This window comes from Streptomyces sp. NBC_01237, from assembly GCF_035917275.1.
In the GTDB taxonomy this organism is placed as follows: domain Bacteria; phylum Actinomycetota; class Actinomycetes; order Streptomycetales; family Streptomycetaceae; genus Streptomyces.
This window is the reverse complement of the sequence record NZ_CP108508.1, coordinates 7,255,987-7,273,559: the sequence shown is the minus strand read 5'-3', so window position 1 is coordinate 7,273,559 and position 17,573 is coordinate 7,255,987. Positions and strand designations below refer to the sequence as shown.

Annotated in this window: 13 protein-coding genes; 5 read left to right on the top strand and 8 right to left on the bottom strand. The window is 70.8% G+C overall.

Annotation, left to right across the window (positions count from 1 at the left end):
• Positions 1–226 precede the first annotated feature (226 nt).
• The 5 genes from OG251_RS32270 to OG251_RS32250 all read right to left on the bottom strand — a co-directional run bounded on the left by OG251_RS32270 (position 227) and on the right by OG251_RS32250 (position 7,023).
• Positions 227–1,366 (bottom strand): XdhC/CoxI family protein, encoded by a 1,140-nt coding sequence (locus OG251_RS32270; RefSeq protein WP_326680400.1) that lies wholly within the window; start codon positions 1,364–1,366, stop codon positions 227–229.
• A gap of 37 nt (positions 1,367–1,403) precedes the next feature.
• Positions 1,404–2,861 (bottom strand): NCS2 family permease, encoded by a 1,458-nt coding sequence (locus OG251_RS32265; protein WP_326680399.1) that lies wholly within the window; start codon positions 2,859–2,861, stop codon positions 1,404–1,406.
• A gap of 252 nt (positions 2,862–3,113) precedes the next feature.
• Positions 3,114–5,531, bottom strand: a complete 2,418-nt coding sequence (locus tag OG251_RS32260) for a xanthine dehydrogenase family protein molybdopterin-binding subunit (RefSeq protein ID WP_326680398.1) — start codon at positions 5,529–5,531, stop codon at positions 3,114–3,116.
• 2 nt (positions 5,532–5,533) lie between these two features.
• The gene (locus tag OG251_RS32255; protein ID WP_326680397.1) at positions 5,534–6,130 is read right to left on the bottom strand and encodes a (2Fe-2S)-binding protein; all 597 of its coding nucleotides are present in this window, start codon (positions 6,128–6,130) and stop codon (positions 5,534–5,536) included.
• Positions 6,131–6,132: 2 nt separating this feature from the next.
• Entirely contained in the window at positions 6,133–7,023 is an 891-nt protein-coding gene (locus OG251_RS32250; RefSeq protein ID WP_326680396.1) for an FAD binding domain-containing protein, read from the bottom strand.
• A gap of 395 nt (positions 7,024–7,418) precedes the next feature.
• On the opposite strand from OG251_RS32250, the gene OG251_RS32245 reads away from it, so the two are divergent.
• Positions 7,419–9,203, top strand: a complete 1,785-nt coding sequence (locus OG251_RS32245; RefSeq protein ID WP_326680395.1) for a PucR family transcriptional regulator ligand-binding domain-containing protein — start codon at positions 7,419–7,421, stop codon at positions 9,201–9,203.
• A gap of 163 nt (positions 9,204–9,366) precedes the next feature.
• Positions 9,367–10,149 (top strand): hypothetical protein, encoded by a 783-nt coding sequence (locus tag OG251_RS32240; RefSeq protein WP_326680394.1) that lies wholly within the window; start codon positions 9,367–9,369, stop codon positions 10,147–10,149.
• Positions 10,150–10,257: 108 nt separating this feature from the next.
• Here OG251_RS32240 and OG251_RS32235 read toward each other — a convergent pair whose 3' ends face one another.
• Positions 10,258–11,016 carry a GntR family transcriptional regulator gene (locus tag OG251_RS32235; protein ID WP_326681488.1) on the bottom strand — a complete coding sequence of 253 codons (759 nt, stop codon included), beginning with the start codon at positions 11,014–11,016 and terminating at the stop codon, positions 10,258–10,260.
• A gap of 146 nt (positions 11,017–11,162) precedes the next feature.
• Between OG251_RS32235 and OG251_RS32230 the strand changes: the two genes are divergently transcribed.
• Both OG251_RS32230 and OG251_RS32225 read left to right on the top strand, forming a co-directional pair.
• Complete coding sequence (locus tag OG251_RS32230) at positions 11,163–12,011, top strand: (2Fe-2S)-binding protein (RefSeq protein WP_326680393.1); 849 nt, start codon at positions 11,163–11,165, stop codon at positions 12,009–12,011.
• A gap of 191 nt (positions 12,012–12,202) precedes the next feature.
• Positions 12,203–13,306 (top strand): DUF2637 domain-containing protein, encoded by a 1,104-nt coding sequence (locus tag OG251_RS32225; RefSeq protein WP_326680392.1) that lies wholly within the window; start codon positions 12,203–12,205, stop codon positions 13,304–13,306.
• A 107-nt stretch (positions 13,307–13,413) separates the two neighbouring features.
• Here OG251_RS32225 and OG251_RS32220 read toward each other — a convergent pair whose 3' ends face one another.
• Positions 13,414–13,776, bottom strand: coding sequence for an ATP-binding protein (locus tag OG251_RS32220; protein WP_326681487.1), 363 nt, complete (start codon positions 13,774–13,776; stop codon positions 13,414–13,416).
• A 383-nt stretch (positions 13,777–14,159) separates the two neighbouring features.
• Here OG251_RS32220 and OG251_RS32215 point away from each other — a divergent pair, with 383 nt between their 5' ends.
• A complete protein-coding gene (locus OG251_RS32215) occupies positions 14,160–14,627 on the top strand; it encodes a ribonuclease (RefSeq protein WP_326680391.1) in 468 nt (155 codons plus the stop codon).
• A gap of 280 nt (positions 14,628–14,907) precedes the next feature.
• Here the strand turns inward: OG251_RS32215 and OG251_RS32210 are convergent, their stop codons facing one another.
• Positions 14,908–17,232, bottom strand: a complete 2,325-nt coding sequence (locus OG251_RS32210) for a M9 family metallopeptidase (protein ID WP_326680390.1) — start codon at positions 17,230–17,232, stop codon at positions 14,908–14,910.
• Positions 17,233–17,573 lie beyond the last annotated feature (341 nt).

Sequence of the window (17,573 nt, the reverse complement as noted above, 5' to 3'; positions counted from 1 at the left end):
TGCGCGACTACGGTTCGGTTCCTGGCTGGCAGGAATGCGCCGTGGCGGTAATCCGCCCGGCGGCGAACGGCGCGGCGGGGGCCGGTTTCGGGCCGGGGACGGGGCCGGAGTGAGGGCCGAGGACGGGGCCGGTTTCGGGCCGGGGACGGGGCCGGAGTCACGGCCGGGGACGAGGGCGGAGACGGGGCGTGGTCGAGGCCGGAGTGAGGACCGGTTTCCCTCGGCTTCAGGCCACCGAGGCGAGCGGGGAGCCGCCTTCGTGATGGATCGGGGTGTGGGCGCCGGTGAGCGGTACGCCGCTGCCGCCACGCCGGACGGCGACGATCTCGGCGGCGATCGACAGGGCCGTCTCCTCCGGCGTACGGGCACCGAGGTCGAGGCCGATCGGCGAGTGCAGCGCGGCAAGTTCGCGCTCGGTGACACCGGCCTCGCGGAGCCGTTCGTTGCGCTCCAGGTGGGTGCGGCGCGAGCCCATCGCCCCGACGTACGCGACCGGCAACTTCAACGCCGCGGTCAGCAGGGGGACATCGAACTTGGCGTCATGGGTGAGGACACAGAGCACCGTGCGCGCGTCCACCTCGGTGGCGGCGAGGTAGCGGTGCGGCCAGTCGACCACGATCTCGTCGGCGTCCGGGAAACGGGCCCGGGTCGCGAAGACCGGCCGGGCGTCGCAGACGGTGACCCGGTAGCCGAGGAAGGAGCCGGCCCGCACGAGGGCGGCGGCGAAGTCGATGGCCCCGAACACGATCATGCGGGGCGGCGGAACGCTGGATTCTACGAGCAGTTGGACGGGCCGGCCGCAGCGGGAGCCCTCGGCGCCGATGGTGAGCGGGCCGGTGCGGCCCGCGTCCAGCATCGCCCGGGTCTCGGCCGCCGCGGTGCGGTCCAGCGCACGATGGCCGCCGAGCCCGCCCTCGTACGACCCGTCGGGGTGGACGAGGAGCGGGCGGCCGAGGAGTTCGGCCGGGCCCTCGGTGATCCTGGCGACCGCGGCCGCCGCCGCCTGCGCGGAGGCCGCGAGCGCCGCCGCGAACACCGGGCGTGCGGGGTCGTCCGCACGCACCGGTGTGACCAGGATGTCGATGACGCCGCCGCAGGTCAGACCGACCGCGAAGGCATCGTCGTCGCTGTAGCCGAACTGCTCCCGGACGGTTGTGCCGTCCTTGAGGGCCTGTTGGCACAGCTCGTACACCGCGCCCTCCACACATCCGCCGGAGACCGACCCGATGGCCGTGCCGTCACGGTCGACGGCGAGTGCGGCTCCCGGCTGCCGGGGGGCACTGCCGCCGACCGCCACCACGGTGGCCACGGCGAACTCGCGTCCCTGCCCGAGCCACCGGTGCAGCTCTTCGGCGATGTCCAGCATGTCGTGTCTCCTTGGGCGGTGTGGGGAGGGGCGGGTGTCAGTGGACGCCCAGCCAGCTCTCGATCGGATTGAGGGCGAAGTACACGATGAAGATCACCGTCAGACCCCACATGAACGCCCCGACCTCGCGCGCCCGGCCCTGGGCGAGCTTGATGGCGGCGTACGAGATGACACCCGCGGCGACACCGGTGGTGATCGTGTACGTGAAGGGCATCAGGACCACGGTGAGGAAGACCGGGATGGCGACGGAACGGTCGCCCCAGTCCACGTGCCGGGCGTTCTGCATCATCATGGCGCCGATGACGACGAGGGCGGCCGAGGCCACCTCGGTCGGCACGATCGCGGTGAGCGGGGTGAAGAACAGGCAGGCGGCGAAGAAGAGTCCGGTGATGACGGAGGCGAACCCGGTCCGGGCCCCCTCGCCGACACCGGTGGCCGACTCGACGAACACGGTCTGGCCGGAGCCTCCGGCGACACCGCCGATGGCACCGCCCGCACCGTCGATGAACAGCGCCTTGGACAGGCCCGGCATCCGGCCCTTGTCGTCGGCGAGCTTGGCCTCCGTACCGACACCGATGATGGTGGCCATGGCGTCGAAGAAGCCGGCCAGCACCAGGGTGAAGACGATCATGCCGACGGTCATCACTCCGACATCGCCCCAGCCGCCGAACTCCACATGCCCGAAGAGCGAGAAGTCGGGTGCGGAGACCGCGCTGCCGTTGAGCTCCGGCGGGCCACTGCTCCAGGACTTGGCGTCGACGTCGGCGATCGCGTTGACGGCGATGGCGATCACGGTGCCGACGACGATACCGATCAGGATCGCGCCGGGGATGTTGCGGGCCTGCAGCATGAAGATCAGCAGCAGGGTCACGCAGAAGATCAGGACGGGCCAGCCGGAGAGTTCACCGGCCGGGCCGAGCGACACCGGGGTCGCCTTGCCCTGGTGGACGAAGCCGGCCTTGTAGAGGCCGATGAGGGCGATGAAGAGCCCGATCCCCATGGTGATGCCGTGCTTGAGTGCGAGCGGGATCGCGTTCATGATCATTTCGCGCAGGCCGGTGACCACCAGGAGACAGATCACCACACCGTAGATCACACACATGCCCATGGTCTGCGGCCAGGTCATATTGGGTGCGACCTGCGAGGACAGCACGCCGGAGACGCTGAGTCCGGCGGCGAGGGCCAGCGGGACCTTGCCGACGAAACCCATCAGGAGGGTGGTCACGGCTGCCGCGAGCGCGGTCGCGGTGATCAGTCCGGGCTGGCTGAGGAGGTTGCCGTCGACGTCCTTGCCGCCGAGGATCAACGGGTTGAGCAGGAGGATGTACGCCATGGCCATGAAGGTCGTGACGCCGCCGCGCACCTCACGCGCGACCGTGGACCCTCGTTCGGATATGTGGAAGTACCGGTCGAGCCAAGATCTTCCGGCGGGGACGCGCGAGCCGGGGCCCGCGTCCTCCGCACCGGTCCTGGGCTCCACTGACTGCTGGGTCATGATGCCTGACTCCCAAGGTTCACAGGGGCACCCGCGTGGAGAGAACTGATTGCGGGATTTGGGATGACTGCGCTGGGCGGCACGACCCGGGGGACGGCCCGAGGCGAACTGTTCATGCAGGTACGGATGTACTGAGGCAGTGCGAAGGACCGCGAGCGGTGCGGTACTCGGTGTCTCCGGGCGGTGCGGTACGCGGGGAAGTGCGACGTTCACGGCACGTCGCACCGCCCGGAGGGTTCAGGAGGGAGCGGCTCAGGTGCCGGTGAGGTGCTCGGGGCGCACCGGCGTCCTGTTGAGCTCCAGCCCCGTCGCGTTCCGGATCGCCGCGAGGACGGCGGGGGTGGACGAGAGGGTCGGGGCCTCGCCGACGCCGCGGAGCCCGTACGGGGCGTGGTCGTCGGCCAGTTCGAGCACATCGACCGGGATGGTCGGGGTGTCGAGGATGGTGGGCAGCAGGTAGTCCGTGAAGGACGGGTTGCGCACCTTCGCGGTCTCCGGGTCGACGATGATCTCCTCCATGATGGCGACGCCCATGCCCTGGAGGGAGCCGCCCTGGATCTGGCCGATCACGGAGAGCGGGTTGAGTGCCTTGCCGACGTCCTGGGCACAGGCCAGTTCGATGACCTTGACCAGGCCCAGCTCGGTGTCGACCTCGACGACGGCGCGGTGTGCGGCGAAGGAGTACTGGACATGGCCGTTGCCCTGACCGGTGCGCAGGTCGAACGCCTCGGTGGGCCGGTGGCGCCACTCCAGCTCGACGTCGATGGACTCGTCCTGGAGCACATCGGCGACATCGGCGAGCACCTCGCCGCCGTCGGTGACGACCTTGCCGCCCTCCAGGAGCAGTTCGGCGGTGGCCCAGGCCGGGTGGTACGTGCCGAACCTGCGCCGTCCGAGCTCCAGGACCTGTTCGCGTACGGCCTCGCAGGAGTTCTTCACGGCGCCGCCGGTGACGTACGTCTGACGGGAGGCGGAGGTGGAGCCGGCCGAGCCGACCTGGGTGTCGGCCGGGTGGATGGTGACCTGGCTGACGCCGAGTTCGGTACGGGCGATCTGGGCGTGCACGGTGACGCCGCCCTGGCCGACCTCGGCCATCGCGGTGTGCACGGTGGCGACCGGCTCGCCGTTGATGACCTCCATCCGGACCCGTGCGGTGGAGTAGTCGTCGAAGCCCTCGGAGAAGCCGACGTTCTTCAGGCCCACCGCGTAGCCGACGCCGCGGACGACGCCTTCGCCGTGCGTGGTGTTGGAGAGGCCGCCGGGCAGGTCGCGGACGTCGACGGAGCTGCCCGCCGCGTCGACGGACAGCCACTGCCGCTCGGGCGGCAGCGGACGGGACTTGACCCGGCGCAGGAGTTCGGCGACGGGGGCGGGTGAGTCGCAGGGCTGGCCGGTCGGCAGCAAGGTGCCCTGTTCCATGGCGTTGCGCTGACGGAACTCGACCGGGTCCAGGCCCAGTTCGGCCGCCAGCTTGTCCATCTGCGCCTCGTACGCGAAGCACGCCTGGACCGCGCCGAAGCCGCGCATGGCTCCGCAGGGCGGGTTGTTGGTGTAGAGCGCGATCGCCTCGATGTCGACGTCCTCGACGGCGTAGGGGCCGACCGCGAGCGAGGAGGCGTTCCCGACGACCGCCGGGGAGGCCGACGCGTAGGCGCCGCCGTCCAGGACGATCCTGCACTTCATGTGCGTGAGCTTGCCGTCCTTGGTGGCGCCGTGCTCGTAGTGGAGCTTCGCCGGGTGCCGGTGGACGTGCCCGAAGAAGGACTCGAACCGGTTGTAGACGATCTTGACGGGCTTGCCGGTGCGCAGCGCCAGCAGGCAGGCGTGGATCTGCATCGACAGGTCCTCACGCCCGCCGAAGGCACCGCCGACGCCGGAGAGCGTCATGCGGACCTTGTCCTCGGGCAGACCGAGGACGGGGGCGATCTGACGGAGGTCGGAGTGCAGCCACTGGGTGGCGACGTACAGCTCGACGCCGCCGTCCTCGGAGGGCACGGCGAGCCCGGACTCCGGGCCGAGGAACGCCTGGTCCTGCATGCCGAAGGTGTAGTCGCCGGTGACGATGACGTCGGCCCGCGCGGCGGCCGCGTCGGCGTCGCCGCGGATGATCGGCTGGCGGTGCACGATGTTGGGGTGCGGCACATGGCCGATGTGGTGGTCGTCGCGGTCCTCGTGGATCAGGATCGCGCCGGGTGCGGTCGCGGACGCCTCGTCCGTGATGACCGGCAGTTCGACGTAGTCGATCTTGATCTTGGCCGCGGCGCGGCGGGCGGTCTCCGGGTGGTCGGCGGCGACCAGGGCCACCGGCTCACCGTGGTGGCGGACCCTGCCGTGCGCCAGGACCGGGGTGTCCTGGATCTCCAGGCCGTAGTTCTTCATCGCGGCGGGCAGGTCGTCGTAGGTCAGCACGGCGTAGACGCCGGGCGTCGCGACGGCTTCGCCGATGTCGATGGACCTGATCTCGGCGTGCGCGACGGTGGAGCGGAGCGTGTGGCCCCACAGCATGTCCTCGTGCCACATGTCGGAGGAGTACGCGAACTCTCCGGTGACCTTCAGGATGCCGTCGGGGCGCAGTGTGGACTCACCGATGCCGCCCTTGGTGGGCGAACCCTGGGTGATCTTGGTGGGCGTGCCGGCCGGGACGGTGGCGACTCGTGGATGCAGCGCCATGGCTATCGGACCGCCTCTTCCTGACGGGCGGCCGCGAGGCGGACCGCGTCGAGGATCTTCTCGTAACCGGTGCAACGGCACAGGTTCCCGGAGAGCGCCTCGCGGATGTCCTGGTCGGACGGGGAGGGGTGGGTCTCCAGCAGTTCGTCGGCCGCGACGAGCAGGCCGGGGGTGCAGAAGCCGCACTGGACGGCTCCGGCGTCGATGAACGCCTGCTGGATGGGGGACAGTTCGACGGCTTCACCGCTCTGCCCGTCGGCGGGCCCGGCCTGCCATCGCTGGGCGGCGTCGAGCGTCGTGCCGCAGGAACCGGAGGCGCAGCCGCCGCCGGGGTGGGCGTCCTCGCGGTGCTTGGCGTAGTCGGCGAGCCCCTCGACGGTGACGACCTCGCGGCCCTCGACCTGACCGGCGGCGACCAGACAGGAACAGACCGGCACACCGTCCAGGCGGACCGTGCAGGAGCCGCATTCGCCCTGCTCGCAGGCGTTCTTGGAACCGGGAAGCCCCATGCGCTCGCGCAGGACGTACAGGAGGGACTCCCCCTCCCAGACGTCGTCGGCTTCCTGCTGACGGCCGTTGACCGTGAAATTCACTCGCATGGTTATGCAGCTCCTTCAAGCGTGCGGCCCGCGCCGCGGTACTGCTCCCAGGTCCAGCCGAGCGTGCGGCGGGCCATGATGCCGACCGCGTGCCTGCGGTACTTCGCGGTGCCCCGCACGTCGTCGATCGGGTTGCAGGCGCCGGAGGCGAGGTCGGCGAACTGCTTGGCGATCGACGGGGTGATGATCCTGCCGCTCTCCCAGAACCCGCCCTCTTCGAGCGCGGCGTTCAGGAACTCCTCCGCCTCCTTGGCCCGGACCGGGGTCGGGGCGGCGGAGCCGATGCCGGTGCGGACCGTGCGGGTCCCGGGGTGCAGGGCGAGGCCGAAGGCGCAGACGGCGATGACCATCGCGTTGCGGGTGCCGACCTTGGAGTACTGCTGCGGCCCGTCGGCCTTCTTGATGTGTACGGCCCGGATCAGCTCGTCCGGGGCCAGCGCGTTGCGCTTGACGCCGGTGTAGAAGGCGTCGATGGGGATCATCCGGATGCCGCGTACGGACTCGGCCTCGACCTCGGCCCCCGCGGCGAGGAGGGCGGGGTGGGCGTCACCGGCGGGCGACGCGGTGCCGAGGTTGCCGCCGACGCCGCCGCGGTTGCGGATCTGCGGGGAGGCGACGGTGTGCGAGGCGAGCGCCAGGCAGGGCAGCTCGGCCCGCAGGTGCTCCATGATGTCGCTGTACGGGACGGAGGCGCCGAGCCGTACGTTCTCCTGGCCCACCTCCCACTCGGACAGCTCACCGATGCGGTTCAGGTCCAGGAGATACTCGGGCCGCCGGTGGTCGAAGTTGATCTCGACCATCACATCGGTGCCGCCCGCGATGGGAACAGCCGTGGGGTGCTCGGCCTTGGCGGCGAGCGCCTCCTCCCAGCTGGCGGGGCGAAGGAAGTCCATGAGTGGCTCTCTTCTTCTCAATCGGTCGTTCGCTGGGGCTGGGGACGGCCGGCCCTCGACTGGCTCGTTCATGTGTTGTTCACGCGGTGTGTGGCCCAGTACACAAGCCACGGCTCCGACCGGTGCAGTCACGGAAACACTGAAGGAGTTGGCTGGTCTCCTTGCTCGTCTTGTAGATTCGAACGAATGGCGGGAATCAGTAACCTCTCCGCAATTCACAGGTATCCCCGGTATCCCTCGTCCCACCCACTCGGCTCCCCGTCCTCCCACCCGACCGGCCGGTTCCCCCCTTCGGCCGGTCCGTACCTCCCTTCGGCCGGTCCACTCCCCCTCGATCGATCCCTCACTCCCCTCCCCCTCCCCCTCCCCTCAACCGAAAGAACGGCGGCAACGAGATGCGGCTGCGCGCACTGCTGGACACCGACGCGCTGGGCCTGCGGCTGCTCGGCGGCGAGGCCGAACTGGACCGCACGGTCCGGGGCGTCATGACCACCGACCTGCGCGACCCCAGCCGCTACCTCTCGGGAGGCGAGCTGGTCCTCACCGGTCTCGCCTGGCGCCGTGACGCGGCGGACTCGGAGCCGTTCGTCCGGATTCTGGCGGGGGCCCAGGTCGCCGGACTCGCGGCGGGCGAGGCGGAGCTCGGCGACATCCCGGGCGACCTGGTCGAGGCGTGCCGGCACCATCGCCTCCCCCTCTTCGCCGTGAACGAGACCGTGGCATTCGCAACGATCACCGAGCATGTGGTGCGCCAGGTGTCGGGCGAGCGGGCCGGGGACCTGGCGGCCGTCGTCGACCGGCACCGCAGGCTGATGACCTCGGGCCCGGCGGGCGGCGGCCCCGAGGTGGTCCTCGACCTCCTCACCTCCGACCTGGATCTTCGGGCCTGGGTGCTCTCGCCCACCGGCCGGCAGATCGCGGGGGCCGGTGAGCCGCTGACCCCCCGGGTCGGGGCCGAGCTGGCCGGACGGCATCTGGCCGCAACCCGCACCGGACGACGGGGACCGCACCGGACCACGGTGGGCGGCAGAACGTATTCACTGTTCCCGATCCGGAACACCGGCCGGGGCGCCCTGCCTGCCTCCCGCGATGTGCGCGAGTCGGTGCTCTCCGACTGGCTGCTCGCCGTCGAGGCCGACGCGAGCGACTGGCCGGCGGCCCGGCTCGATCTGCTCCAGGGCGTCACCCAGCTGATCGCCGTCGAACGCGACCGGCGCGACGCGGCCCGTACGGTACGCCGCCGGCTCGCCCAGGAGGTCCTGGAGCTGGTCCAGGCGGGCGCCGCCCCGGCCGAGATCGCGGCCAGGCTGCGGGTCGCCGCACCGGTCCTGCTGCCGGGGCTCGGGACCGCGCCGCACTGGCAGGTCGTCGTGGCCCGGGTCGACTGGACCGCCGAGGGCGCACCGGGGTCCGCCGGTTTTGCCCCCGACATCGCGGGCGGTCCCGTCGCCCAGGCGCTGCTGGAGGAGATCCTGGTGGACCCGGCCGTCAGCGGCCCGGACTCCGCCGACCGGATCGCCGTCGCGCACACGGGCGACGAGGCGATCGCCCTCGTACCGCTGTCCTCCACCGGCCCGGCCGCGGCTGCCGGAAGCCCCGTGACCGCGGGTGCCGGGAGCGCCGGGAGCGCCGGGGCGGATCCGGACGCGGCTTCCGACGAGGACGCACCGGCCGAGGGCGACCCCGCGCTCCATGCCGACGTGCTCCTGGCCACCGTCCGTGAGCCGCTCTCCGCGGGGCTCGCGGACGACGGCCGCCTGACACTGGGTGTCAGCGCGGCGGTGCATTCCGCCGAGGGGCTGCGCGGCGCCCTGGAGGAGGCCCGGCACGCCCGCCGGGTGGCGGCGGCCCGTCCGGGCCGGGTCTGCGCGGCCGGGCACCACGAGCTGGCCTCGCACGTCCTGCTGCTGCCCTTCGTGCCCGACGACGTCCGCCGGGCCTTCACCGCCCGGCTGCTGGACCCGCTGCGCGACTACGACCGGCGCCACCGCGCCGAGCTGATCGAGACGCTGGAGTCATTCCTGGACTGCGACGGTTCCTGGACCCGCTGCGCGGCCCGGCTGCACCTCCACGTCAACACGCTGCGCTACCGCGTCGGCCGCATCGAGCAGTTGACGGGACGTGACCTTTCCCGGCTGGAGGACAAGCTCGACTTCTTCCTCGCACTGCGTATGAGCTGACCTCGGGGGCCCGTCGGAGCACCGACGAGGTCCGGCTGATTGTGAATTCTTTCACCTGACATCGGCCGGACCTCTTGGCCCGGCGTGCCAATCCGTGCTGAGATGCGCCCACACTCAACAGCTCAATGGCGCGCTCGGGGAGGGCAATGTGGCGCATACCGCCATGTCTGGTTCCGGAACGACAGCCGATGACGATCCGCCGCTCCAGACAGCGGTATGGCGGCTGCGGTCACGCGCCTGCTGGACGGATGCGGCCGCTCTGCTCGAACCGCACGCGGCGACCGACCCGGCCGCCGCGCTCCAGCGGACGTCCTTGCTGACCGAGCGATGTCTCTACACCGGGCAGGGCTGGACCGACGCCGAGGACGCGCTGCGCACCGCCGAGGCCCTGGCGCACGACGACGCCGAGCGCGGTGCCGCGGCCTGTGAACGCGGTTATCTCGCCTATGCGTCGACGCTCCTCGGGACGCGCGACAGGGCCGACGAGGCCAGCGTGGCGCTGAGCAGGGCGGCGGCCCTGCTCGCTCCCGCCGCTCCGGGGCGGCCGCTGCTGGACTTCCGCCGGGGGCTGATCGCCCAGAACATCGCCGACTCCCCGCAGTCCGCGCGGGCCGCGTACCGCAGGGCGCACGCCGGTGCCACGGCCCAGGGGGACGAACTGCTGCTCTCGTTCACCTGGCGGCACCTCGCCTCCCTCGCGCTGCGGGAGGGCGAGCTGGCCGAGGCCCGGCACGGCTTCTCGGAGTCCCTGCGGATAAGGGAGGAGCTGGGCTATCTCGTGGGTACGGCCCCGGCGCTCATCTCCCTCGCGGACGCCGAGCCGGAGCCGGAGGCGGCACGGCTGCGCGCCGAGGCGGGCAGGCTCTTCCGGCTGCTCGGCGGCGTACCGACCTGGCTGGCCCCACGCCTGGAACCCCCGTCGCCGGAGACGGCCGAGGCGAACTGAGCCGGGCCGGGCGGGCGTGAAGTGACCGGTGGCCGGAGGGCCGGGCGGTCGCGGCGGTGACACGGGGGTGCCGCGCGGGCGGGTCCGCGCGGCACCCCCGCTCCCGGATCAGCCGTCCGCACCCGTGAAGTGCTCGCGTACGAGGGACTGCACGACGGCGAGGTCCTGGGCGATGAGGGCGTCGAGCAGCGCCATGTGTTCGGCGGCGTCGGCGAGCAGGTCGGCCTGGCGGGTGGCCGGGTGGCTGACCAGCGGCCACTGGGAACGGCGGTGCAGATCGTCCGCGACCATCACCAGCTGTTCGTTGCCGGAGAGCGCGAGAACCGCGCGGTGGAAGGCCCGGTCGGACTCCGCGTAGCTCGCCCGGTCGCCCACCGCGGCCGCCGCGACGGTGGCATCGGCCAGGGGGCGCAGCACGCCCCACCGGTCGGCCGGAACGGTACGGGCCAGCCGCAGCATCACCGGGACCTCGATCAGGGCGCGCACCTCGGCCAGCTCCGCCAGCTCGCGCGGTCCGCGCTCACTGACCCGGAAGCCGCGGTTCGGCACGACCTCGACGGCACCCTCGCCGGCCAGCTGCTGCATCGCCTCGCGCACCGGCGTCGCGGAGACACCGAACCGGGCGCCGAGCGCCGGGGCCGAGTAGACCTGTCCGGGCACCAGCTCACCGTCGACGAGGGCGGCGCGCAGGGCATCCAGGATCTGGCCGCGCACCGAGTGCCGCTGCACGACGCGGGGGGCGGGCGGCTCGCTGTGGGTGTGCTCCCCGCGCGCCTGCTCGGGCACCCGGACGACCGGTGGCGTGCCCGCGTACGCGTCGCAGACGTACGGCGGCCGTACGTCCTCGCGCGCCCTGCCCTGCTCCACCCGGACCTCCTCGGCCAGCCGCGGGCCCGGCTCGCGTACGCCATGCCCTTTGTGCACGATAGGCCGAGGAGGCCCCAGTTCAAACATCGATCATTTCGGGTAAGGTAAGGCTTACCTGCCAACGATCCTGATGTGGTGGTCCCCGCATGACCGTCTCCGCTCTGTTCACCAGTACCGCGGCGTCCCCCGTGACGGCCTCGTACGCGCGCCTGACCGAGGTCTTCCCCGGGCTGCGCGCCGAGGTGCTCGCGGAGGGCGAGGCGGCCCCCTCCGGGGTCGGCTGGGTGGGCGCGGCCGAGCTCGCCGGAGGCGGGGCGGCCCTCGACGCCTTCCTCGCCTGGGACAACGCGCAGGTGCTCCGGGACTACGGACAGCAGGCCCGTCCCGACGTGGTGGCCAGCTTCGGACTGCACCGCTACTCCTGGCCGGCCTGTCTGCTCGTGACGGTGCCCTGGTTCCTGCACCGGCGGGTGCCCCGGATTCCCGTGGAGGACATCTCGTTCCAGCGGGCACTGGGCCATCTCACCGTCCGCGTACGGGAGTTCGCCTGCCTGCCCGACGATCCGGCGGCCACGCTGCCCGGCGCCCGGGTGGTCCCGGACGAGGCCGCGCTGCGGGCCGAGGTGCTGGACGCCGTGGCTGAGCACATCGGTCCGGTGCTGGAGGGCTTCCAGCCCCGGATGCGTCGAGGCAAGCGGGCCCTGTGGGGCATGGCGACGGACGAGATCGTCGAGGGCCTCTGGTACATCGCCCATCTGCTCGGCGAGGAGCGCCGCGCGATGGCCGAACTGGAACTGCTGCTGCCGGGCACCACCAAGCCGTACGTCGGCACGGCCGGCTTCCGTGAACTGACCGGCCCCAACGGCGAATCGCTGCCGACCCGCGACCGGGCCAGCTGCTGCCTCTTCTACACCCTGCGCCCCGAGGACACCTGCGTCACCTGCCCGCGCACCTGCGATGACGACCGGGTGAGGAAGCTGACACCCGCTCCCTGATCCACACCGCCCGTCCAGGTGACGCAATCCGAACGCATCTCTATCGTCTCGTATGTGCGTTCGTTCAGATTCCGCCCATAGGTATCCCCAGTCACCCCAATGGCGTGCTCTTGTCCCGAAACCCCCTGAGCGGGGCGGAATTTCCGTCACGATGGCGCCCGAAACGCCCTACGTGACGCAAGGGACCGCGCATGAGACTGACCGACATATCGCTTGACTGGCTGCTTCCGGGCGCCGTACTGCTCGTGGGGGTCATGGCGGCGGTCACGGTGGTCGCGCGCGGCAAGCGCGCCGCTGGCAAGGCCGCGGCCGATGACAACTGGGAACGCAGCGAGGACCGCCGCAGGCGCAAGGAGGCCCTGTACGCCTCCGCCTCGTACGTGCTGCTCTTCTGCTGCGCGGCGGTCGCCGCCGCGCTCTCCTTCCACGGGCTCGTCGGCTTCGGCCGGCAGAACCTGAACCTCTCCGGGGGCTGGGAATACCTCGTCCCGTTCGGCCTCGACGGGGCCGCGATGTTCTGCTCGGTGCTGGCGGTCCGCGAGGCCAGCCACGGCGACGCGGCGCTCGGCTCCCGGCTGCTGGTGTGGACGTTCGCCGGTGCCGCCGCCTGGTTCAACTGGGTGCACGCGCCGCGCGGCATGGACCACGCGGGCGCCCCGCACTTCTTCGCGGGAATGTCGCTCTCGGCGGCGGTGCTCTTCGACCGTGCGCTGAAGCAGACCCGTCGGGCCGCGCTGCGCGAACAGGGCCTGGTACCAAGGCCGTTGCCGCAGATCCGGATCGTCCGGTGGCTGCGGGCGCCCCGTGAGACCTTCGGTGCCTGGTCGTTGATGCTCCTCGAAGGAGTGCGCACGCTCGACGAGGCGGTGGACGAGGTCCGGGAGGACCGGCGGGAGAAGGAGCAGGACCGGCTCCGCAGAAAGGACCAGGAGAAGCTGGACCGGGCCCGCATCAAGGCCCTGAACCGGCAGAACCGCGCCTGGGGGCGCGGTGGCCGCGAGAGCGGCCGGACGGACGTCCCCGCGATCGCTCCCGCCTCGGGCGCATCGCAGTCCGTCGCGGAGCCTGCCATAACAGAGCCGGGTCAGCTGCCTTTGCGACCCCGGCCATCCCTGCAAGCCGTACACGGCTCGAAGCCGACCGCGAACGGCTCGAACTCGAACAGTCCCGAGGCCCAGCGCCCCGGGGGTGAGTCCCGGACCGTCGACCTCACCGCCGAGGACGACACCCAGACGCTTCCCCGGCTCGACTCACTGGAACAGAAGCTCAAGGATCTGGAGCAGCAGTTCGGCTGAGGACGCCTGAGCGCTCGGACGCGAGGGCGCTCAGGATCCCGGGAGTCCCGCCTCAGGAATCCGGGAAACCGGGAGCCCGGGGTCCGGGGCCGGGGTCCGGGGGCCGGTCAGGGCTTCCCGATCTCCAACTCGAACCACACCACCTTGCCCAGCACCTGAGTCTCCACCCCCCAGGTGTCGGCGAGGCTCCGCACCAGGATGAGGCCCCTGCCGTGCGTACCGTCGTCGGCGTTCGGTACGTACGGTCCGGGCAGTCCCGACATGAAGTCCCGCACCTCCACCCGCAGTCTCCCGGGGTGCACGGTGGCCGTGACCACCGCTCCATGACGGGTGTGGATCAGCGCGTTGGTCACCAGCTCGCTCAGCAGGAGCTCAGCCTCTTCGATCCGCTCCTGCGCGGAGCGGTGACCGAGGAACTCGCGCAGCTCGCGGCGCGCCTCCCCCACCGCCGACCTGTCGGTGTGGCCGATTCTGCGGCGTATGCGATCGGGCCGGGTGGTCACCCCTGTGCCCAGGTCTTCTGTTCTCCGGTCCGCGGTATCTCGGCTTCCGCCCTGGCGCTTCGTCATTTCCCCCGCCCGCACAGTGAACCGACCTCCCCTTGTCCCGTAACTTCTCGAACACCTTCACGGGATGCATGCCCCGCACGAGCGCTGTCACGCTTGTCGACTCATCAATAGGCAAATAGGGCTGGTACGGGCACCTCGCCGAACTCCGGCATCCAGGGCCGCCCCGCGTAGGGCCCCCACCGGGAAACACGTTCGTCACACAGACGTACCTCCGGTTAACTTCCGCAGAATTCACACGAGTTGGCGTTGACGAAAGGGGATCTACGCGCGTCATCATGGTGGGTATGCGAATCCCCCCACGGATCACCATGCTCGGCGGCACCGCCGCCCTCCTGTCCGTCCTCTTCGCCTCGGGTTCGGTGACGGCGAGCGCCGCCACCCCCCTCTCCCCCACTGCCCCGCTCTCCAGCTCCGCGGTCTCCACCCCTCTCGCCGCCTCCTTCGCCTCTCCCTTCACCGTCGCCTCGGTCGGGAGCATCTGCTACTCGGACCTGCCGTCCCAGGCGCACGACACCCTCGACCTCATCGACGCGGGCGGCCCGTTCCCGTACGACCAGGACGGCACCGTCTTCCAGAACCGCGAAGGCGTCCTGCCGAGCCGGAGCACCGGGTACTACCACGAGTACACGGTCATCACCCCCGGCTCCCCGAACCGTGGCGCGCGGCGGATCGTGACCGGTGAGGAAGTCCAGGAGGACTACTACACCGGCGACCACTACGAGTCCTTCGACCTGGTCGACCACGACTGCTGATCCCGCACCCTCCGGACCGGTCCGCGCCGCCGCTCCCCCACCGGCGGCGCGGACCATCGGACCGGAGGACCCGGACGGCCCGAACGGCCCGGAGGCCCGGAGGCCCGGAAGACCGGAGGCCCGGAAGACCGGAGGCCCGGAAGACCCGGCGAGCGGGGCGGCGGCCGGGACTGCTGCCACCACCCCGCTCTTCGTGCGACCGCCGTTCCTCCCGCCCGCGGGATCACTTCCCTCGGAACGTCGGGTCAGCGGCTATCGGCCTTCGGCCGCCTCCCGCCCGTCAGAAGCGCGTCGAGACGGCGACTCCACCGAACCCCTTGACCGCGCGCAGGCTGATGTAGTGCGCACCGGCCTTCGGGTTCTGGACGGTCAGGGTGTGCTCGTTGCCGGTGCCGGTGGCCCGGCTGGTGTAGACACCGGTCGTCGCCCAACCGGTGGCGCTGTAGTAGAGGTCGGCGTCGCCGGTGCCTCCCGCCGTCGTGATCTTCAGCTGCGCGGTGCCGGCCGGGATGTAGACGTAGAGGTAGGCGTAGTCATCCGTGACGGCCGACAGGCTGCTGCGCTTGCAGTCCTTCGCCAGCTGCCTGACGTCACTGGCGGTGCACTCGGGTCCGAGGTCCACCGGGGGCTCGGTGAGGGTGCCGCAGTTACCGGCGGCGCAGGCCGTCAGCCAGGTGTTCCAGTCGGCGTCGTACCGGCTGCCGATGGTCGAGGTGAGCAGTGTGCGGGCGCCGTTCCAGTCGCCGCTGCGGTAGAGACCCAGCAGCCGGTCGACATCCGCGCGGTGCGACTGGAGCATGTAGCGGGCGGCCAGATAGCCCCAGTTGTAGACCCGGGTCTGGTCCGCGTTCTCGTAGGTGCTGTCGAACAGCGTGCGCAGGGTGTAGGTGTGGTTCCCCGCCTGCGTGATCGCACTGTCATAGGTGACCTTGCGGTACGAGTAGGAGACGTACTCCGCGAAGCCCTCCACCCACCAGATGGTCGGCGTCGCGACTCCGGCCTCGAAGTCACCGTGCATGTTGAACCGGCCGTCGAGGTAGTGCGTGTACTCGTGGTTCAGGTTCCAGATCTGGAACTCCGGGCGGACCCACTCCGCCTCGTAGGCGATGAACCGGGGCTGGTTGCCCTCCACCGCCGGGTCGCCCTCCAGGTACATCCCGCCGTTGTTCGTGTCGATTCCGTAGATCGCGCCGGCATAGGTCTGGTAGTCGGTGCTGGAGTCGAAGACCACGACCTCGATGGTGCTGTTGCGGTCGTCGGCGACCGGCCCGTTGTCCCGTGCGATGCCGTGGAAGTACGCGTCCTGGTTGCGCAGGCTGGTACAGCTGGCTTCCAGGTCGGTGGTGGATATCTGCTGGGCCAGGATCTTGATGCTGTCACTACAGGTGTGCTTGACCGGCAGAATGGCGGTCTTGAGGCGGGCGGCGAGGTCACAGGTGCCGTAGGTGGAGCAGTTGGCCCGGTCGTAGTAGTCCGCCATCTCCGCCACACCGACCCAGAGCGCGGCGGTGGGTCCGGTGATGGAGCTCTTCTTCAGCAGTGAGGCGGCCAGCGGGCTCGCCTTGCCCCGCAGAGACGCCTCCTGGAGGAAGCGGCCCAGCTCACGGCCGGCGTTGGAGGCCAGGTAGGACTGCTCGGTGCCCAGGAGGTCCAGGTGGTTCGCCGCGAAGTCGTGCAACGCGTTCAGCAGGCTGGAATCCGCCTCGACAGCGGCGACGAACGCGGGCACCTGATGTCCGCGGAAGGTCACCGTGTACACGTTGTTGACGGCGTTGAGCATGTACCAGGAGCTGTTGTAGGAGGAGTTGTAGCCCGCGAGCAGACGCTTGACAACACTCAGATAGCGGTCGTTCTGCACGGCACTGTCGATCAGGATGACCGCTTCGGACAGGGTCTCACCGTTCGCGTCGGTGACGTCCGAGGAGTGCGAGGAGGCGAAGAAGCCGTCCAGGGCGCCCTGAATCGCGGTACGGAGCGCCGGACCGTAGCTGCCGACCGTCGACGGGTCGTAGTACTGCACGTAGTAGCCGGCCCGGAGGAAGAGGACCAACTGCGGCATCCCGGTGCTGCTGTCGCCGGGATAGGCCGCCGAGCGAGCGCGCATGGCATCGGCGATGGTGACCATCTGCGCCTCACGGAAGGCGAGATAGCCGTCCTGGCCCTTGACACCGAACAGCGTGTTGACGCATGCGGTGGTGGTCGAGGTCACCTGCTGGACCAGTGCGTCGCCGGTACGGCTGGTGAAGTCACTGACGTTGCACGCCGCGGGAGCGGCGAGTCCGCGTGCCTTGGCGGCGAGTCTGGCCTTGGCGGACATGGAGGGCGCGCGCCGACTGGGTTCGGCGGCCTTGGAATCGTCGTAGTCGCGCTTGAGCGCGTCCTTGGACGCGGACTGCGGCGCCCGGTCCGCCGGCTTGAGCGATGTGACGCCGACGTGCTCGGGGTCCTCGGCGGGCTGGGTCGCGGACGCCGCCGCGGGACCGTTCGGGTCCGGGGCGGTGGGGGCCGCCGCGTCGGACGGTGCGGCGGTGGCGGTGGTGGAACGCGCCGGCGCGGACTGGGCCGGGGCCGCGAGCAGCCCTACTCCCAGACAGGCTGCCAGCATCGCGGTGGATATCCCGGTGGATATGCGGGCTGCTGCCGATGTCCGGGTGGATACGCCGGTGGATGTGCCGGTAAATCTTGGTCGAACCGATCGGTTCTTCACGTGCCGCCTCCCAGCGGAGTGGTCGCCGCGCCGGGGAGCGCGACTGTGGAGGGTTTGACAGGAGCTGGCAGCAACGGAGTTGACGGTGGCTCCGTGTGACATGAGCACGGCCTTGCGCCCTGCGATCAGTACAATGGCACATGTCACATGTCCTTCGGAAGATGCCGTGCCCATATTCATCTGCGCGCCAACTCGGTTGCACGGCAGGCGATTCCTGAGCACCCGCAGCGACCGTCTTC